14 protein-coding genes are annotated in these 18,867 nt (G+C 73.2%); 9 read left to right on the top strand and 5 right to left on the bottom strand.

All coding sequences use genetic code 11. The features are described from left to right. The 4 genes from BMZ47_RS23900 to BMZ47_RS23885 all read left to right on the top strand — a co-directional run bounded on the left by BMZ47_RS23900 (window position 1) and on the right by BMZ47_RS23885 (window position 4,996). Window positions 1-1,122 carry a DSD1 family PLP-dependent enzyme gene (locus BMZ47_RS23900; RefSeq protein ID WP_007560514.1) on the top strand — a complete coding sequence of 374 codons (1,122 nt, stop codon included), beginning with the start codon at window positions 1-3 and terminating at the stop codon, window positions 1,120-1,122. Window positions 1,123-1,284: 162 nt separating this feature from the next. Continuing rightward, a complete protein-coding gene (locus tag BMZ47_RS23895; protein ID WP_091864498.1) occupies window positions 1,285-2,214 on the top strand; it encodes an ornithine cyclodeaminase family protein in 930 nt (309 codons plus the stop codon). A gap of 48 nt (window positions 2,215-2,262) precedes the next feature. Continuing rightward, window positions 2,263-3,018 carry a precorrin-6A synthase (deacetylating) gene (cobF, locus tag BMZ47_RS23890; protein WP_091864497.1) on the top strand — a complete coding sequence of 252 codons (756 nt, stop codon included), beginning with the start codon at window positions 2,263-2,265 and terminating at the stop codon, window positions 3,016-3,018. A gap of 286 nt (window positions 3,019-3,304) precedes the next feature. After that, window positions 3,305-4,996: a DEAD/DEAH box helicase gene (locus BMZ47_RS23885; RefSeq protein ID WP_091864496.1), complete on the top strand. Its 1,692-nt coding sequence runs from the start codon at window positions 3,305-3,307 to the stop codon at window positions 4,994-4,996. 563 nt (window positions 4,997-5,559) lie between these two features. On the opposite strand, the gene BMZ47_RS23880 is transcribed toward BMZ47_RS23885, so the two are convergent. From BMZ47_RS23880 to BMZ47_RS23860, 5 genes are all read right to left on the bottom strand, one after another. Next, the gene (locus BMZ47_RS23880; protein ID WP_091864495.1) at window positions 5,560-6,696 is read right to left on the bottom strand and encodes a hypothetical protein; all 1,137 of its coding nucleotides are present in this window, start codon (window positions 6,694-6,696) and stop codon (window positions 5,560-5,562) included. Window positions 6,697-6,860: 164 nt separating this feature from the next. Beyond that, the gene (locus tag BMZ47_RS23875) at window positions 6,861-7,889 is read right to left on the bottom strand and encodes a patatin-like phospholipase family protein (protein ID WP_091864494.1); all 1,029 of its coding nucleotides are present in this window, start codon (window positions 7,887-7,889) and stop codon (window positions 6,861-6,863) included. A gap of 102 nt (window positions 7,890-7,991) precedes the next feature. Beyond that, the gene (locus BMZ47_RS23870; RefSeq protein ID WP_244536924.1) at window positions 7,992-11,201 is read right to left on the bottom strand and encodes an efflux RND transporter permease subunit; all 3,210 of its coding nucleotides are present in this window, start codon (window positions 11,199-11,201) and stop codon (window positions 7,992-7,994) included. Then, on the bottom strand, window positions 11,194-12,303 hold the full coding sequence (locus BMZ47_RS23865; RefSeq protein WP_091864493.1) for an efflux RND transporter periplasmic adaptor subunit: 1,110 nt from the start codon (window positions 12,301-12,303) through the stop codon (window positions 11,194-11,196). The genes BMZ47_RS23870 and BMZ47_RS23865 overlap by 8 nt, the downstream gene beginning before the upstream one ends. 112 nt (window positions 12,304-12,415) lie before the next feature. Then, a complete protein-coding gene (locus BMZ47_RS23860) occupies window positions 12,416-13,669 on the bottom strand; it encodes a sensor histidine kinase (RefSeq protein WP_208601101.1) in 1,254 nt (417 codons plus the stop codon). A 249-nt stretch (window positions 13,670-13,918) separates the two neighbouring features. On the opposite strand from BMZ47_RS23860, the gene BMZ47_RS23855 reads away from it, so the two are divergent. The 5 genes from BMZ47_RS23855 (at window position 13,919) to BMZ47_RS23835 (ending at window position 18,650) form a co-directional block, all read left to right on the top strand. Then, a complete protein-coding gene (locus BMZ47_RS23855) occupies window positions 13,919-14,182 on the top strand; it encodes a hypothetical protein (RefSeq protein WP_007560496.1) in 264 nt (87 codons plus the stop codon). A gap of 326 nt (window positions 14,183-14,508) precedes the next feature. After that, window positions 14,509-14,730, top strand: a complete 222-nt coding sequence (locus BMZ47_RS23850) for a hypervirulence associated TUDOR domain-containing protein (RefSeq protein WP_007560494.1) — start codon at window positions 14,509-14,511, stop codon at window positions 14,728-14,730. A 121-nt stretch (window positions 14,731-14,851) separates the two neighbouring features. Beyond that, window positions 14,852-15,343 carry a (2Fe-2S)-binding protein gene (locus tag BMZ47_RS23845; protein WP_007560492.1) on the top strand — a complete coding sequence of 164 codons (492 nt, stop codon included), beginning with the start codon at window positions 14,852-14,854 and terminating at the stop codon, window positions 15,341-15,343. After that, entirely contained in the window at window positions 15,340-16,380 is a 1,041-nt protein-coding gene (locus tag BMZ47_RS23840; RefSeq protein ID WP_091864492.1) for an FAD binding domain-containing protein, read from the top strand. The genes BMZ47_RS23845 and BMZ47_RS23840 overlap by 4 nt, the downstream gene beginning before the upstream one ends. Before the next feature lie 11 nt (window positions 16,381-16,391). Continuing rightward, the gene (locus BMZ47_RS23835) at window positions 16,392-18,650 is read left to right on the top strand and encodes a xanthine dehydrogenase family protein molybdopterin-binding subunit (protein WP_091864491.1); all 2,259 of its coding nucleotides are present in this window, start codon (window positions 16,392-16,394) and stop codon (window positions 18,648-18,650) included. Window positions 18,651-18,867: the final 217 nt, after the last annotated feature.

The raw sequence follows: 18,867 nt of genomic DNA, 5'->3' as shown, positions 1-18,867 counted from the left end.
ATGCGCAACAACATTCCCGCCCGCGTCGGCATGCCGGTCGAGGAGATCGACACCCCCTGCCTGATGGTCGATCTCGACGCGTTCGAGCGCAACGTCGACAAGCTCGGCCGCTTCATGAAGGAGAACGGCCTGCGCCACCGGGCCCATGCCAAGACGCACAAATCCTCCGACATCGCGACCGTGCAGATCGAGCGGGGCGGGGCCTGCGGCGTCTGCTGCCAGAAGGTCAGCGAGGCCGAGGCCCTGGTCAGCGCCGGCATCCGCGACGTGCTCGTGTCGAACCAGGTCGTGGCGCCCCAGAAGATCGAGCGCCTGGCCGCGCTCGCCACCCGGGCGCGAGTGCTGGTCTGCGTCGACGACCTCGGCAATGTCGATGACCTCTCGGCGGCGGCGGTGAAGTACGGCGTCACCCTCGAGGCCCTGGTGGAGATCGATGTCGGCGCCGGCCGCTGCGGCGTCGCCCCGGGCGAGCCGGCCGTGGCGATCGCCAAGCGGATCGCGGCGGCGCCGGGGCTCACATTCGCCGGGCTGCAGGCCTATCAGGGCCGGGCGCAGCACGTGCGCGACTACGCCGAGCGCAAGGCGCTGATCCAGACGGCGATCGACGACACGAAGCGCACCGTCGACCTGCTAAAGGCCGAAGGGCTCGATTGCGCCATCGTGGCGGGCGCCGGCACCGGCAGCTTCGCCCTGGAGGGCGGCAGCGGCGTCTACAACGAGCTGCAATGCGGCTCCTACGTGTTCATGGACGCCGACTACCAGCGGGTGAAGGATGCGAGCGGCCAGCCGATCGGCGATTTCGAGAACAGCCTGTTCATCGTCACGTCGATCATGAGCAAGGCCAAGGCCGATGTCGCGATCTGCGATGCCGGCCTGAAGGCCCAGAGCATCGACAGCGGCCTGCCCCTGGTGTTCGGCCGGAGCGATGTCGAATACGTCAAGTGCTCGGACGAGCACGGGGTGATCAGCGATCCCGGCAACGTGCTCAAGCTCAACGACCGCCTGAAGCTGATCCCGGGCCATTGCGACCCGACCGTCAACGTCTACGACTGGTATGTCGCCGTGCGGAACGGCCGGGTCGAGGCGGTCTGGCCGGTCACCGCCCGCGGCATGACGTTGTGATGGGGTCTGTACCGTCATGGGTTCCCAAAGGGCGAGCCCTTTGGCGGGGGGTATCGGGCAGAAATTCTAAAGCCGGCCCTGATGCATCCTAGCAAGGCTTTGCCCTGCACCCGCAAAAGGTCGCAGACCTTTTGAAACCATGACCTTGGAGATCGTCACGTCATGCGCTTCATCTCGGAAGAGGAATCCGCCGCCCTGGTCGATCATGCCCTGGCGTTCGAGGCGGCCCGGGAGGCGCTGATCGCCGCGGTCGCGCCGGGCACCACCCTGTTCCCGGCGGTGCTGGGGCACGGCTCGGAGCCGACCAACCGGTTCTCGATCAAGTCGGGATCGACCGCCGCTTATGCCGGCCTGAAGGTCGGCTCGTTCTGGCCGGGCAATCCCGACCGGGGCCTGCCACGGCACAATTCGGTGATCCTGCTGTTCGACCAGGAGGTCGGCCGGGTCGACACGGTGATCGAGGCGGGCCGCGTCAACGCCTACCGCACCGCCGCCGCCGACGCGGTGGCGGCGAGCGTCCTGGCCCGGCCGGATTCGGCGGTGCTCGCCGTGTTCGGGGCCGGCAACCAGGCGGAGTTCGAATGCGCGGCGCTCGCCCGGATCCTGCCGATCCGGACCGTGCTGGTGGTGGCGCGCGACGCGGCCAAGGTCGCGGGGTTCGGCGAGCGCCTGCGCGGGCAGGGGATCGCCGTGGAGGTGCGGGCGGCCGATCCGCAGGAGGCCTGCCGGGCCGCCGACGTGATCGTCACGGCGACGCCCGCCCGGGCGCCCTTGTTCGAGGCCGATTGGGTCCGCCCCGGCACCCATGTCGCCGCCATGGGGGCGGATGCCAAGGGCAAGCAGGAGCTGCCCCCGGCCCTGCTGGAACGGGCGGCCCTCTACTGCGACCTGCCCGGGCAATCGCGCACCATCGGCGAGTTCCAGCACGCCCCCGCGGCGGCGGAGCTGCGGGCGATCGGCGCCGCGCTCGAAAGCGGGGAGGGCGCGCGGACGGACCCGGAGGCGATCACGGTGTTCGACTCCTCCGGCATCGCCCTCCAGGACCTGACCATCGCCCGGGCGATCCTCGCCAAAGCGGGCGGGCGCGGGTAGGGGACGCCGACGCCGGCCCTCCCCCGCCCCGGCGGAGGACAGAGCGGCATGCAGGACAGGCAGATCCGGGTCATCGGCATCGGCACGGGCGATCCCGAGCACCTGACCCTCCAGGCGGTGCGGGCGCTCTCCGATGTCGACGCGGTGTTCGTGCTCGACAAGCGCGCCGAGACCGCCGACCTCGTGGAGATCCGCAAGCGGATCTGCGCCGCCCATATCCGAAACCCCTACCGGGTCGTCACCGTCGAGGACCCGCCCCGGGAGCGCCACCCGGCCGATTACGGCACCACCGTCGAGGCCTGGCACGCGGCCCGGGCCGAGCGGCTGGAGACGGCCTTCGCGGCGGAGCTCGAGGCCGGGCAGGTCGGGGCGATCCTGGTCTGGGGCGACCCGGCCCTCTACGACAGCACCTTGCGGATCCTCGACCGCATTGCGTCGCGCGGGCGTCTCGCGCTGAGCTACGCCGTGATCCCCGGCCTCTCCAGCGTGCAGGTCCTGGCCGCCCGCCACGGCGTGCCGCTCAACGCCATCGGCGGACCGGTGCTGATCACCACCGGGCGCCGCCTCGCCGCGGGCTGGCCGGAGGGGGCCGACAGCGTCGTGGTGATGCTCGACGGCGATCCGCGCTTCGCCCATCTCGACCCGGATCTGACGGTCTACTGGGGCGCCTATCTCGGCAGCCCGGACGAGATCCTGGTCTCCGGCCGCCTGGGCACGGTCGGCTACGAGATCCGGAGGGTCCGGGCGGAGGCCCGGGCACGGCACGGCTGGATCATGGATATCTACCTGTTACGACAGCTCTGAGCATGAGAGCCTGCCGACCTGCACGGCCCTGAATCACTGCGCTGCGCGCGCGACTATCCCACTCTCGCCCCTCATCCTGAGGCGGCGCAGCGAAGCGGAGACCTCGCAGGAGCCCTCCAGCCAGCCGCGCGATCCCTGGCGGGCTCCTTCGGGGCCGCTGCGCGGCACCTCAGGATGAGCGGGGGCGGTGGGAGAACCCGCGTCCACACGCCCTGCATGGACGCCGACCCCATCCGTGACCCCGCCGCCACGGACAGGGCGGCCCGACCGGGCTAGACCCGCCGCCATGCTGCGCTTGCGGGACTACCAGCGCGCCAGCCTCGACGCGCTCGCGGCCGCCTGGGGGCGGGGAGGGGGCGACGCGGCGGCGCCCGGATATCTGGTCGTGCTGCCCACCGGGGCCGGCAAGGCCCTGGTCATCGCCGCCCTCGCCCGGGAGGCCGTCACAAAAAACCCCCTCGCCCGGGTGGCGATCGTCACCCACAGCCGCGAGCTCGTCGCCCAGAACTTTTCCGAGTTGACCCGCTACTGGCCGGAGGCGCCGGCCGGCATCTTCTCCGCCGGGCTCGGGCGGCGGGAGGCCGGGGCGCAGGTCCTGGTCTGCGGCATCCAGTCCGTGGCCGACCGGCTCGACGTGATCGGCCCGCGCGACCTCGTGATCGTCGACGAGGCGCACCTGATCCCCCGCGCCGCCCATACCCGCTACGGCCGGTTCCTGGCCGGCCTGCAGGCGCTGACCCCCGGGATGCGGGTGGCGGGCTTCACCGCGACCCCCTACCGGCTCGATTCCGGCCGGCTCGACGCAGGGGAGGGCCGTCTGTTCGCCGGGATCGCCTACGAGGCCGATACCGGCGACCTGATCCGGCGCGGTTTCCTGGCGCCCCTCGTGTCCAAGGCGACCCTGACCCAGCTCGACGTCTCCGGGGTCGGCCGGCGCGGGGGCGACTACATCCCGGGGGAGCTGGAGGCGGCGGTCAACCGCGACTGGATCACCCGGGCCGCCGTGGCCGAGCTGACGGAGTACGGCAGCGGGCGCCGGGCCTGGCTCGCCTTCTGCGCCGGCCTCGCCCATGCCGATGCCGTGCGCGACGCGGTGCGGGCCGAGGGGTATTCCTGCGAGACGGTCTCGGGCGAGACGCCCCGCCGGGAGCGCGACCGGATCGTGACGGCATTCCGGGCCGGGAAGATCCGCTGCCTGACCTCGGTGGGCGTGCTCGGCACCGGCTTCAACGCCCCGGAGGTCGACCTTGTGGCCCTGCTGCGCCCGACCCGCAGCACCGGCCTCTACGTCCAGCAGGTCGGCCGGGCGCTGCGCTGCGCCCCCGGCAAGGAAGACGCGCTGATCCTCGACTATGCCGGCCTGGTACGGATGCACGGGCCGGTGGACGCCGTGACGGCGCAGAGTGCCGCCCAGGTGCTCGGCGGGGCAGGGGGCCTGCGCGCCAAGCCCTGCCCCGGCTGCGGCGCCCTGATCGCCCTGAACGCCTCCACCTGCGAGGCCTGCTGGACCGAGCCGGAGGACGAGGCCGACCCGGCCGCCCTGCATGACGCCGCGGCCGAGGACGAGCTGCCGATCCTCTCGGCCGAGATCGTGCCGGCCGTGGAGCCGGCCGGCCCTGCCCCGGAGGCGGATGCGCCCTGGCATCCGGTGACGGATCTGAGCCTTGAGGCGGCTCCGGACGGGCTCGACCTCGTGCTCGGCTGGCGGGACGGTCCCGCCGCGGCCGATTGGCGGGTGCGCCTGCGGCCCGAGCGCAGCGGCTACGAGCGGGAGAAGGCGGTGCTGTGGTGGCGCGGGCTCGGCGGCGGCCGCGACGCGCCGATGGACGCCGCCGGCTTCCTGGACCAGGCCGATTCCCTGGCCCGGCCGGCGGCGATCCGGATCCGGCCGGGTCGGTTGTCGGACCAGATCGAGTGCCGCGCCCAGGACGGCCGGATCTTCGTCGATCAGAGCCGCCTCGCCGGGCGCGCCGCGTGACGCCGCGGGGAGGGCGCTTTGACCCGGGTTGCTCGAACCGCCCTCACCCGGTTCCGCCGCTTCGCTTCTCGGGCGTGCGGCCGTTTCGCGGCGCCGAGGATCGGGCCGGCTCTCGGGGGCTGGCCAGAGCCCGGTGGGATACGCCGCTCCGATCCGGCGGCGAACCCGGCCATCTGGCATGCCAGACCCCCTCACCCGGTCGCCCTGGTGGTCATAGTTCCATAATATATCTTATGCGAACTTTGGATATGGGTTGGGAGGGGGTGTGGCCGGGGCCCGATGGCTCGGTCCGGGATGTCTCCTGATGGACCTGGCGCAGGATCCGGGCAGCCGCCCCCAGAACCACACCGTCATCCCGGGGCCGCGCAGCGGAGCCCAGGATCCAGACCCGCCGACAGGTCGAGGTCTTGCAGGCGGTCGGCGGATCCCGATCACCGCTTCGAGCGGCCTTGCCTGCAGGGCCGTGGACTGGCGCGTGAGCGATCGAGCGCCGGTGCGACGCCCCGGACGCCGCCCCGGCGCACCGAGGATCGCCGACACGGGCGCGGCGATGGACGCGGGCGTTACGGCAGCTTGGAGCGGAGCCAGCCGAACAGGCGCCCGCCCGGGAAGCGGGCAGGCGGCATCCGGACGGTCGGTGCGGCCCCCTCCTCCGGGATCGGGCCCTCGTGGAAGCGCGCGCCGAACGACCAGAACTGGTCCTGCCGGGTCCCGATCATGCCGAGCCCGACGGGTTCGCGGTCGACGCCCGGGCGCATCCGCCCGGCGGCCCAGACCCGCTGCCAGCAGCCGCGCCGCGACAGGTCGGCGTCGCGCCAACCCAGGCGCCCGTGCCCGGCGACGGCAAACACCCGTTCGCCGCCGAACGCCTCCGGGATCCACACCCAGGTCGAGAACACGTAGGCCCGGTCGGTGCCGAGGTCGGCCGGATCGACCGCCCGCGTATAGGCGCTGAGCGCCGGGGTCCGGTGCCGCCCGGCATGCCGGCGCAGGCCGGACGGCAGGGTCAGGGCGTCCGCGAAGGCCCCCGCCCCTAAGTCGGTCGGCGCCTGGTCGTGCGCCAGCGCGTAGGCGCTGTCGATCAGGTGGATCCAGGGCTCGAGATCGACCTCCCAGGCCTGCTCGGTGGGGGCGAAGCGGCGCACCTGCCCGGCGATCACCCGGTCGGCGACCCGCCGCGCGGGCTCCGGGCGCCAGTCCGGCCCGGCCGCGGTGACGCGCAGCAGCGTCGAGGGCCCGTGCGCCCAGACCGCCTCGGCCAGGCGCGCGAACTCGGAATCCGGGGTGTCGCGGCCGAGCTTGCGCACCAGGATCTTCGATCCGTCGGCGAGATCGTCCAGCATCTTGCGCTTGAGGTGGGCGAGGCGGCCGTATTCGCGCTCGACCAGCACCTCAGGGTCGATCGAGCCGGCGGGGTGGCCGGTGTTCGCCCAGATGTTGTAGGCAACGCTGTGGCAGTAATAGGTGCCGCCGGCGCTCACCGCGATGCGCAGGTCGCCCGGCGCGCCGAAATCCGCGAAGCCGCAGCGCAGGCCGCGGATCAGATCCTCCATCGGCGTGTACGAGAACCGCAGCAGGCCGGACGGCTCGACGCCGCCGTAGCGCTGGACGAAGCCGAACTCGCAATTGTCGCCCAGGCTGCGAAACCCGTGGAGCCGCTCCGAAAGCCTCGCGGCCGCCGCGTTCCTGATCCCGGTCACTGTCGTCCGCTCTGATCCACCGAGCCCTTTCGCGCCAGATCGCGGGGTCCACCCGGGTTTGTCCAGCCCCGTCGGCGCATGGCCGACGCGGCGGCGGCGACTTGGTCGGCCCGGGAGGAGGGGTGTTTTTCGGTGTCCGGTGCGCTGGAGCCCCCTCCCCGGCCTCAGGGCGCGATCACCGCCTCCAGGGTCTGCAGGCTCGAATCGGTTCCGATCGCGTGTCCGGATTCCGACAGCCAACGCTCGGCGGTGGCCCGGCCGAGGTCGCGCAGGGCGCCGATCGTCGACCAGCGGGTGTCGAGCTTGCTGATCTCGCCCCCGGCCAGCTCGCAGGGCGCCTGCAGCAGGTGGATGTTGATGTCGGCCACCGCCCCCATCCGGGCGTCCCGGGTGTCCGTTTCCCTGGCGTAACGCTGCAATTCGGTCAGCGCCTTCAGGTCGCGCATCAGGCAGGCGTTGAAGCTGATGTCGCTGACCCGCCCGGCGATCTCGGAGGGCAGCCGGCCGATCTCGTCGGTCACGAACGGCGTCAGCTGCAGGACGATCAGGTCGGTGGCGCCGTGGCCGTTGAACACCAGCGGCTCCAGGGCCGGGTTGGCGGCGTAGCCCCCATCCCAGTAGCGCCGGCCGTCGATCTCCACCGGGGCGAACAGCTCCGGCAGGCACGAGGAGGCCATCAGCGCCTTGAGCGTGACCTCGGGCCCGGTGAACAGGCGCGCGGCCCCGGTCAGGATGTCGGTGGCCGAGACGTAGAGCGGCACCCGCTCCTGGCGGGCGACGGTCTCGAGGTCGATGCTGGCGCGCACCACCGCCTGGAACAGGTGCATGTCGCGTAACGTCGGCAGGAACGGCGAGACATAGGCCGAGGCCTCCCGGAACAGCGCCAGGGACCGGGCGACGAACGGGTCCAGGAAGGGCTCGAAATAGGTCCCGAACCCCTCGAAGCCGCGCAGGGGCGAGCGCTCGGCGGTCGCCCGCCACAGGCGCTCCAGGGCCTCCCGGCCGCCGTCATCGCCGCCGGTGGCCAGCCCCGCCACCAGGGCGGCGCCGTTCAGCGCGCCCGCGCTGGCGCCGCTGACCGCGACGATCTCGATATGCTCCTCCAGCAGCCGGTCGATCACGCCCCAGCCATAGGCGCCGTAGGAGCCGCCACCCTGGAGCCCGAGGGCCACGCGCGGTTTCATCTCTGCCATCGTCCCTGCTGATCCGGAGCGCCCGGGCATCGTCCCGAACCAGCGGCAACGCGCCCGCGCCCGGATTGCTGCACCGCGGCGGACCGATCCGGTGCCGCAGGCTCAGGCTGCGGCCCGGGGCTCCGTCTCGAGCCCCCTCCCCGGCCCCCGGAACCGGGCGAAGCGCAGGGCGAGCTCCGGCAGAATCGCCAGGGTGAGCAGCGTCGCGGTGACGAGGCCGCCCAGGATCACCAGCGCCATCGGGCCCTCGATCTCCCGGCCAGGCTCGCCCGCCCCCAGCGCCAGGGGCAGCAGGCCGAGGCCGGTGACCAGGGAGGTCATCAGGATCGGCACCATTCGGTCGGCGGCGCCCTCCACGGCGGTGGCCCGGTTCCAGGGGCGGCCCGCGGTGACGAGCTGCTCGTAATGGGCGATCATCATCACGCTGTTGCGCAGGCTGATGCCCGACAGGGTGACGAAGCCGACGATCGACCCGAGGGAGAGCACGCCCCCGGTGAGCACGATCGCCGCCACCCCGCCGACGAACGCGAAGGGCAGGGTCACCAGCACCAGCAGCAGGTTGGCCCCCGAGCCGGTGACCACGGCGAGCAGCAGCACGATGCCGAACCCGGCGAGCGCCGCATGGGCCAGGAGATCGGTGCGGGCCTGGGCCTGCGCCTCCGCGGCCCCCGCGAAGGCGACGTAGACGCCCTCCGGCAGGCGCACCGACCGGGCGATCTTGGCGCGCGCCGCCGCCACGAAGCCGGCCACGTCCCGGCCCTCGACGCCCGCGGTCACGGTCTGGACCCGCTGGGCGCCCTGGTGCTGGACCTGGTAGCGGCCGGTGCTCTCGTAGATGTCGGCCACCTGCGAGAGCCGGACGTAGCGCCCGCCCGGATTGCGCAGGGGCAGGTCGCCCAGCGCGCTGAGCCGGCCGCGGGCCCGGGCGTCGAGGATCACCAGCACGTTGAACACCGCGTTGCCGACATAGGTCTGGCCGACCGTGTCGCCCTGGTAGGCGGTGCGCACCGATTCCAGCACCTCGATCGCGTCGAGCCCCCAGTGGCGCAGGTCCGCGGGGCGTAAGGAGGCGGTCACCTGCGGCAGCCCGGCCGGCGCGGCGAGCTGCACGTCCCGGGCGCCCCGCACCTCGGCGAGCTCGCGCGCCACCGCCCGGGCGGCGGCCTCGATCCGGGGCAGGTCGTCGCCGATCAGGTTCACCACCACGGGCGCGGTATGGCCCGAGACCGTCTCCTCGATCCGCTCGGTCAGGAAGGTCTTGAGCGAGAAGGCCGCCCCCGGGAATCCGGCCGTCAGGGCGCGGATCCCGGCTTCCGTGGCCCGCTGGGCCGCCCCGTCGAGGCCGGGGTCGAGGTCGATATGGATCTCGCTGTAATGGGTGCCGGCGGTGTCCTGCCCGGCCTCGGCCCGGCCGATCTGCGCCGCCACGGTCCGGACGCCGGGGATGCCCTTGAGGCCGGCGGTGATCAGGCCGCCTAGGCGCTGCGATTCCTGCAGGGCGGTGCCGGGGGCCGCGGCCATGTGCAGGATCAGGTGGCCCTCCTTCAGGTCGGGCAGGAAGCTGGCGCCGAGCCGGGGCACCAGGGCGGCCCCGGCCAGCACCGTGAGCGCGCTCAGGACGATCGCGGTGCGCGGCGCCCGCCCGATCCCGGCGAGCAGCCCGCGATAGGCCGCCCGGCACAGGCGCACCACCGGCGGGTCGGCGGCTTCGGCCTTGGCGCGCCCGGTCCCGCCGAGCAGCATCAGGGCGAGGGCGGGGGTGACCGTCAGCGCCACCAGCAGCGAGGCCAGCACGGCGGCGATGTAGGCGAGCGCCAGGGGGCCGAACAGCCGGCCGGCTACCCCGGTGAGCGCCAGCACCGGCAGGAACATCAGCAGCACCGCCAGGGTGGCGTAGGCGACCGCGCCGCGCACCTCCAGGATCGCGTCGAACACCACGCGAGGGCCGCCGCTCCTCCCTTTTGCCCGGGCCTCGCGCAGGCGCCGGGCGACGTTCTCGACGCCGATCACCGCATCGTCCACCACCTCGCCGATCGCCAGCGCCAGCCCGCCCAGCGTCATGGTGTTGAGGCTCTCGCCCCAGGCCTGGAGGGCGAGCGCCGCGGCGATCAGCGAGAGCGGGATCGCGGCCGCGCTGATCAGGGCGGTGCGCCAGTCGGCCAAAAAAACCAGCAGGACGATGACCACCAGGGCGCCGCCCAGCATCAGCGCCTGGAGGACGTTGCCGTTGGCGACATCGACGAAATTCGCCGGGCGGAACAGGTCGGCGTGCAGGCTCAACCCGGCCCGCGCCAGGGCCGGCCGCAACTCCGCCAGGGCCGCCTCCAGGCGCCGGGTGACGGTCCTTGTGTCGACCCCGACCTGGGCGCCGACCATCAGCAGCACCCCCGGCTTGCCGTCCACCAGGGCGGCGCCGATCGCCGGCTCGGGGGCGGCCAGGATCGTGGCGACGTCGGCCAGGACCACGCTCGCCCCGCCCTCGTTGACCAGCACGGTGCGCCCGAGCGCCTCCGGGGTGAGCGACTGCCCCTCGGTGCGCAGGCCGACCCGCTGGTTCGGCGTGTCCACGAAGCCGGCGCCCCGCACCCCCGTGGCCTTGCGGGCGGCGGCCAGCACGTCGTTGAGCCCGACCCGGTAGCGGATCAGGTCGTCGGGGCGAACCTGCACCTGGAGGGCGCGCACGTCGCCGCCATAGACCGAGACCTGGGCGATGCCCGGCACCGCCTGGAGGCGCAGCCGGACCGTCCAGTCGGCGAGCGTGCGCAGGTCCATGGCGCTGCGGCTGTCCGAGGTGAGGCCGATCAGCAGCACCGTCGAGGTCGAGGAGGTCAGCGCCGTCATGGCGGGCGCCATCACACCCTGCGGCAGCCGTCCGGCCAGGGCGGCCAGGCGCTCGTTGACCCGCTGGCGCACCCGGTCGATGTCGCTGCCGGCCCGGAACGCCGCGCTGATCACCGACAGGCCCTGGATCGACGAGGAGCGCAGGCTCTCCAGCCCGGGCAGGCCGCCCACCGCCCCCTCGATCGCCTGGGTGACCAGGACCTCGACCTGCTCGGGATCGAGGCCCGGCGCCTCGGTCTGGATCGTCACGGTGGGCGGCGCGAATTCCGGAAAGACGTCGTAGCGGGCGCTGCGCAGGGCGTAGAGCCCGAAGGCCAGGAGCGCGCAGGCGAGGGCCAGCACCACGTGCGGCCGTCGCACCGAGAACCCGACCAGCCCGGCCTGGGGGCCGCGGGGCAGGGGCTCACCGTGATTCAACGCGCTCGCCGGCGCCGAACCGGTGTCCACTTCGGCGGCGCGCGCTTCAGTCATCGTCGTCGCCGGAGACCCGGATCTGGCCCTTCATCTCCTCGGAGAGCAGGGCCTGGCCGCCCTTCAGCACGATCTCGGTGCCGTCGGGCAGGTCCTCGACCACGAAGGCGTCGGCCGAGAGCGGCGCGTCGGCCCGGACCGGGTGGCGGACATAGCCGCCCTGCATCCCCCGGTAGACCCAGGTCCCCCCCTCCCCGTGCACCACGGCGTCCTCCGGGACCAGCACCCCGGTGGCCGAGCGGGCGGCCGGCAGGAACGCCATCGTGCTCATGCCGGGCAGGAGGCCGCCCGCCCCGGAGACGCGGTAGAAGAAGCTCTGGCCCTGGATCCGCGGATCGGTGCGGGTCGCCGGGGAGACCAGCCGCAGGGGGACCCGGTCGCTCTGCGGCGGTACCTCCGCGAAGGCGGCGTCCGGCGGCGGGTTCAGGGCCTCGCCCGGGGGCAGGGTCACCTGCATCAGGAAGTCGGCGCGCTCGATCAGGCGGGTGACCAGCGGCCCGCGCTCGACGATGGCGCGGCCGAGCACCGGGCCCCATTCCTGCTGGGCGGTGGCGGCCAGGGTGCGCAGCTGCGATTCCGCGGTTGTGACGGCGGCCTGGTCGGTCAGCACGGTGGCCTCGACGGTCTCGATCTGGGCAGCCGCCATGGTGGCGGGGCCGAGGCTGCGAGCCCGCCGCGCGGCGCTGGCCGAGACCTCGGCCCGGGCCCGGGCGGTCTGGAGCCCGGCCACCGCGCCGGCATAGGCGTTGGTCAGCTCGGTCACCCGGGCGAGGTCGAGGACGCTGCCATAGGCGGTCAGCTCCTGGCGGTGCGGCCGGGCCGGCAGGATGGCGGTCCGGAGGCCGACCCGGTCGCGCTCCTCCGGGGTGAGCCGCACGATCGTGCGCCCGTCCTCGACGGCGACCCGCGCAGTCGCCTTCGGCTCCGGGACGGCGGCCGGCGCCTCCGGCAGGAATGCCGTGACGAGGCCGTTCAAGGTGGCGAGCAGGGGAGCGCCCCGCGCGCGCAGGTCCGGCCCGGCCAGGGCGGCGAGAGTCAGGACGGCAAGGGTGAGGAGGCCTGCCAGGGCCAGCCCTGCCAGCAGCACGCGCCGCCGTCGCATCCCGCCCCCTCCGCAAGCGCCGATCCCGGGGTGCCCCGACGGCGATTGCCACTTTTGCCCGGTTTCTTCGTCCGAATCTACCTGAACTTGGGCAGGGGGGCGGGACGGCGGCTCAACCCGCCAGGGGCACTTCGAGCCGGAAGCAGGCGCCCTGCCCCGTCCGCGGCACCGTCAGCGTGCCGCCGAGCTGCCGGGTGAGGCTGCCGACCACCCGCATGCCGAGGCTCTTCGAGCTGCGCCCGATCTCGAAATCCGCCGGCAGCCCGACGCCGTCGTCGGCGACCTCGACCACCAGGGTGTCGAGTTCGCGCTCCGCGCGGACCCGGATCGCGCCGCCGTCCGGATGCGTCTCGGGCGGGTAGGCGTATTTGAGCGCGTTGGTGACGAGCTCGTTGACCAGGAGCCCGATCGGGATCGCCCGGTCGGCCGAGATCCGCTGCGGCGCCGCCGTGCAGGTGAGGGACTGGCCCGGGGCGCCGCTGTCGAGATTGGCCACCAGCTTCTCCAGGAAGGGCGCGAGGTCGAGCTCGCCGGGCACGCCCTCCCCCTCCCCGTCCCCGGTCTTGTCTCCTTGCCGCCAGAGCTGGTCGTGGACGCCCGCGATGGCCTCGACGCGGCTGCGCGCATCCGACAGGGCCGCCTGCACGGCCGGCTCGGCCTCGGCGGCCCGGGCCTGGAGGGCGAGCAGGCTCGCCACGATGGCGAGGCTGTTCTTGACCCGGTGGCTCATCTCGCGGGCGAGGAGATCCTGCCGGGCCAGTGCCGCGCGCAGCAGGCTCTCGGTGCGTTGGCGCTCGATCGCGCCGCCGAGCAGGTTGGCGAAGCCCTGCATGAAGGCGATGTCGGATTCCTCGAACATGCCCTCGCGGGTGTCGTCCACCTCGAGCACCCCGAAGGCCCCGTCCCGGTTCTCGATCAGCACGTTGATCGCCCGGCGGATGCCGTACTCGGCCATCAGCTGGGGCGTGCGGAAGCGGGTCTCCTCGGCGAGATGGTTCGAGATCACCGGCCGGCCGGTCTTGAGGGCGAAGCCGGCCGGGGAGGCGAGGTCGGCCCCGACCCGGGCCTGCCCGATCACCTCCGGGCCCCAGCCGACGCCGGCGCGCACCAGCAGCGTGTCCTCGCCCCGGCGGTATTCCAGCGCCTTGCAGAACTCGGCCCCCATCCCCTGGGCGCACAGCTCCGCGGCCCGCTGCAGCAGGTGGTCGACATCGGTGCCGCGCAGGGCCTCGACGCCGAACTCGGACAGGATCACCTGCTGGCGCAGGCGGTCGCCGAGATCGGGCGGCGCGAGTCTGGGCGCGGCGGGATCCGTGGGCGCGTCGGGGCTGGGTTCCACTGCGGTCTGATCGGTCTGTGCGGTCATGGGCGGCGGCAGATTAGCAGGAAGGCGGTCCCAGGGCGACGCGGAGCTGCGGGCCCGGCTCCGGGACCGCGATCCGACGCGCGCGCTGACGCCGAACCGGCGCCCCTCGCGGCGGCACGCGCTCTAGCCTCCGGCGGCGCATCCGTCGTCGCCCCTGTCGTCGCACCGGATCGTCGCACCCCCGCCCGCCCCCGGACCCGTCGGCGCCGGGCGGCGTTCCGTCAATCCCCCGTCTCGAAGGATGGCACCATGGCCGACGATGTGAACGGACTCTCCGACAAGGCGCTCTCGATCTTCGCCTTCGCGGCCTATCACCGCCTCGTCAGCGGCGAGCGGGTCACCTCGGTCATCCGCAAGGACGGCGCCGGCCATGAGGCCGACCCGGCGGGCGTGAAGGAGCTGGAGGAGCGCGGCCTCGTCACCGCCGGCGAGACCGACATCGACCTCGGCGACACCGCCCAGGCCACGGTCGAGGCGATGGTCGCGGCGTTGCGCGGGGAAGTCGGGCGCTGAGGCTGCCCGCCGCGTCTCGGACCGCCTCTTCGGTCGGTGATGGGACGGGCGCGTCTGAATCGCCCGGTCATTCCCGGGCTTTGCTTCGCGGCCCCGGACTGACACGGTTGGGTGTTCGACCGTCGGTACACGTGCCGATCAGGCCGGCGCATAAGGCCTTCCCCATCATCGTCCGATGGGACGCGGCCCGCGGGAGCCCAGGCGACGTCATCCTGAGCCGCATCGCTTTCGGCACCGCGCCCGGACCTGCGGCATCCCGGCCGTGGAAGCCCGGGAACGCCCCCGCCCCCGGCGGCCTTCTCCCGCACCAGACGATGGAGTGCGCGATGAGCAAGGCGAAGGTGAAGACCGGGGACGACGTCACCTACAAGTGGGGTAAGGGCACCGTCGAGGGCGCGGTGACCAAGGTCCACACCAAGGACGTCGAGAAGACCATCAAGGGCAACACGGTCAAGCGCGAGGCCTCGAAGGACGAGCCCGCCGTGGAGATCAAGACCGGGAAGGGCAAGACGGTGCTCAAGTCCGTCTCCGAGGTGACGGTCAAGTAAGCGGATCGGCGCAGGCGTACCGGCCTGTGAGCTGGCGCACATAATACCCGCCCCGGGCCTCGCCGGGGGCGGGGGGGCGGCTATCTGTAACGGTTCCAGCCTTTGCCAGCCGGGACCCAGCATGACCATTCCCCTCAGGCTCACCCTGAATGGGCAGGCCCGCGAGATCGCCCTCGACGATCCGCGCGTCACCCTCCTCGACCTCCTGCGCGAACGTCTCGGCCTGACGGGCGCCAAGAAAGGCTGCGACCGCGGCCAGTGCGGCGCCTGCACGGTGCTGGTGGACGGGCGGCGGATCAACGCCTGCCTGACGCTCGCCGTGAGCCTCGACGGCGCCGAGATCCTGACCATCGAGGGGCTGGCCGAGGGCGACCGGCTGCATCCGGTCCAGGCCGCCTTCATCGCCCATGACGGCTTCCAGTGCGGGTTCTGCACCCCCGGCCAGATCATGAGCGCGGTCGGCCTGATCCGCGAGGGCCATGCCGGCACCGATCCCGAGCGCATCCGCGAGGGCATGAGCGGCAACCTCTGCCGCTGCGGCGCCTATGCCGGCATCCTGGACGCGGTTCAGGACGCTGCGGCCCAGAACGAGCACCGGGAGGACGCGGCGTGAGGAACTTCGACTACATCCGCCCGGCGAGCCTGCCGGAGGCGGTCGCGGCCGGGCAGCGTCCCGACACCGCCTATCTCGCCGCCGGCACCAACCTGGTCGACCTGATGAAGGGCGGCGTCACCGCCCCGGCCCGGATCGTCGACATCACCCGGCTGCCGGGTCTCTCCAGCATCGAGACGCTGCCGGACGGCGGCACCCGGATCGGCGCCCTGGTGCGCAACAGCGACCTCGCGCACGACCCGGCCTTCGCGAAGACCTACCCGATGGTGGCCGAGGCCCTGCTGGCCGGCGCCTCGGCGCAGCTGCGCAATGCCGCCACGGTGGGCGGCAACCTGATGCAGCGGACCCGCTGCCCGTTCTTCACCGACGCGGTCTCGCCCTGCAACAAGCGCGCGCCCGGCTCCGGCTGCGCGGCCCTGGGGCACGCCACCCGCATCCACGCCGTCCAGGGCTGGAGCGAGCACTGCATCGCCACCAACCCGTCCGATTTCTGCGTGCCGCTCGCCGCCCTCGACGCGGTGGTGGAGATCGCCGGGCCGGACGGCGCCCGGGAGGTACCGCTCAACGCCTTCCACAACCTGCCCGGCGACCATCCGGAGCACGAGACCGCGCTGCGCCCGGCCGAGCTGATCACCGCCCTGCGATTGCCCCCCGAGGCGGCCGCGTTCCAGGGCCATGCCCGCTACCTCAAGGTCCGCGACCGCACCTCCTACGCCTTCGCGGTGGTCTCGGCGGCAGCGGCCCTCACGCTCGACGGCGCAAAAATCGGCCGGGCCCGGCTCGCCTTCGGCGGGCTGGCGCTCAAGCCCTGGCGGGTGGAGGCGGCTGAGGCCGCGCTCGCCGGCCAGGCGCCCTCCCCCGAGGCCTATGCCCGGGCCGCCGCCCTGGCGCTGGACGGCGCCAAGCCCACCGGCGAGGCCAACGCCTTCAAGATCGAGCTCGCCCGCCGCGTCGCGGTCCGGGCGCTGACGCTGGCCGCCGCCGGGACCCCCGCGCGGATCCCGGCCCTTCCCGCCTCCCCGTTCGGCATCGTCTGAGGACAGACCGCATGACCGCGACCGCCACACCCCAGAACGCCGCCGCTGGCACTCGCCACGGCTCCAGCATCGGCCAGCCGCTGACCCGGCGGGACGGCCCCCTCAAGGTGACCGGCCAGGCCCGGTTCTCCGCCGACAACCTGCCCCCCGGCACGCTGCACGCGGCGCTCTGCGTCGCCCGGATCGCCAAGGGCCGGGTCACCGGCCTGAACCGGGCCGCCGCCGAGGCCCATCCGGGCGTCGTCGCGGTGATGACCCCGGAGAATGCCCCGAAGCTCGCCCAGGACCCGGACGCCAAGGCCGGGCCGTTCATCTTTCGCCTCGACCTGCTGCAGAACGACCGGGTCCGCTACGCCAACCAGCCGATCGCCGTGGTGATCGCCGAGACGCTCGAGGCCGCCACCGAGGGCGCGCGGCTGCTGGCGCCGACCTACGAGACCGAGACGCCGCGCATCGGCCTCGACGCGGGCGACGTGTTCACCCCGGATGCCGTCGGCGTCGGCGCGCCCCCGGCCGAGAGCGATGGCGACGTCGAGGCGGGCCTCGCCGCCGCCTCGAGCACCATCGCGGCCACCTACGAGACGCCGGCCCAGTACCACAACGCCATGGAGCCCCACGCGGCCCTGGCCCAGTGGGACGGCGACCGGCTGACCCTGCACATGCCGACCCAGGGCCTGGCGATCTCGCAGGGACGGCTCGCCGGGCTGTTCGGGATCCGGCCCGACGACATCCAGATCGAGAGCCCCTATCTCGGCGGCGGCTTCGGCTCGAAGGGCGTGCCCTCGGGGCCGCAGGTGCTCGCCTGCATGGCGGCCCGGATGGTCGGGCGGCCGGTCAAGCTCGTGCCGACCCGGTCGCAGATGTACGGCCCGATGGGCCATCGCGGCCCGACCCGGCAGACGCTGCGGCTCGGCACCGACGCGGCCGGCAAGCTCACGGCTCTGGACCACCACATCCTGACCGCCTCGTCGAGCTTCGACGACTTCTTCGAGCCGGCCGGCCGGGCGACCAGCACCCTCTACGCCAGCCCGGCCATCGCCATCCGGCACGAGGCGGTGCGGCTCGATACCGGCACGCCGCTGTTCATGCGGGCGCCCGGCGAGGCCAGCGGCAGCGCGGCCCTGGAGAGCGCGCTCGACGAGATGGCGCACGAACTCGGCATGGACCCGCTGGAGTTCCGCCTCGCCAACTACGCCGAGGTCGAGCCGATCACCGGAAAGCCGTTCTCCTCCAAGGCCCTGCGCGAGTGCTACCGGCGCGGTGCCGAGGCGTTCGGCTGGGCCGGGCGCCCGCTCCGGCCCCGTCAGACCCGGGACAAGGACGGGTTCCTGGTCGGCACCGGCATGGGCACCGCCACCTTCCCGGCCCTGATCTTCGAGGGCATGGCCCGGGCCGAGATCCGCGCCGACGGCACCGGCACGGTGGAGCTCGGGGCGATCGACATGGGCCAGGGCGCCTGGACGGCCTTGGCCCAGATCGCCGCCGACGGGCTCGGGATCGGGATGGAGGCGCTGACCTTCCGGATGGGCTCCTCGGACCTGCCCAATGCCGGCATCGCCGGCGGCTCCGGCCACACCGCCACCGCCGGCAACGCGATCCACGCGGCCTCCCAGGACGTGATCGCCCAGCTGGCGAAGCTCGCCACCGACGACCCGGCCTCCCCGCTCTACGGCGCGGGCAATGCCGGCGTCACCGCCGCAAACGGGCGCCTGACCCGGCGCGACGACCCGAGCCGCAGCGAGGCGTTCGCCGACATCCTGAAGCGGGCCGGGCGGGCCAGCATCGAGGGCCAGGGCAAGGCCGGCGCCGACCCGGCGGCGCAGAAATCCTACGCGATGCACGCCCACGGGGCGGTCTTCGCGGAGGTGAAGGTCGATCCCGATCTCGGCCAGATCCGGGTGAGCCGGCTGGTCGGCGCCTTCGCGGCCGGCCGGGTGATCAACCCCCGGCTGGTCCAGAGCCAGTATTACGGCGGGATGATCTGGGGCCTGTCCTTCGCCCTGCACGAGCGGGCCGAGATGGACCCGCGCACCGGCCGCTTCCTCAACGACAACCTCGCCGAGTACCATCTGCCGGTGAATGCCGACATCCCGGCCATGGAAGCGATCCTGGTCCATGAGGACGATTCCGTGGTGAACACGCTCGGCGTGAAGGGCGTGGGCGAGATCGGGATCACCGGCACGGTCGGCGCCATCGCCAACGCGGTCTGGCACGCCACCGGCGTGCGGGTGCGCGAGATGCCGATCACCCTGGACAAGCTCCTGGGCTGATCCCGGCGGGCCGGGCGGATCTTTGCCGTCCGGCTCCCCGCGTCCGACGGTTCGAACGACGAGAACCCTGCCCGCTCGGGCAGGGTTTTTTGTTGTTTGCCGGGCCGTTCGCTCCGTCTGAGGGACGGCACGGGCACCGCTCCAGGCCCATCACCGGTTCGCACCGTCCCGGCAGCGATCGAGCCCACGCGCCGTAAACTCATACAATTACCGTCCT

It is taken from the genome of Methylobacterium brachiatum (assembly GCF_900113845.1).
Classification (GTDB): Bacteria; Pseudomonadota; Alphaproteobacteria; order Rhizobiales; family Beijerinckiaceae; genus Methylobacterium; species Methylobacterium brachiatum.
Note: the sequence above shows the minus strand (reverse complement) of the source record. Positions and strands in the feature narration are given on the sequence as shown.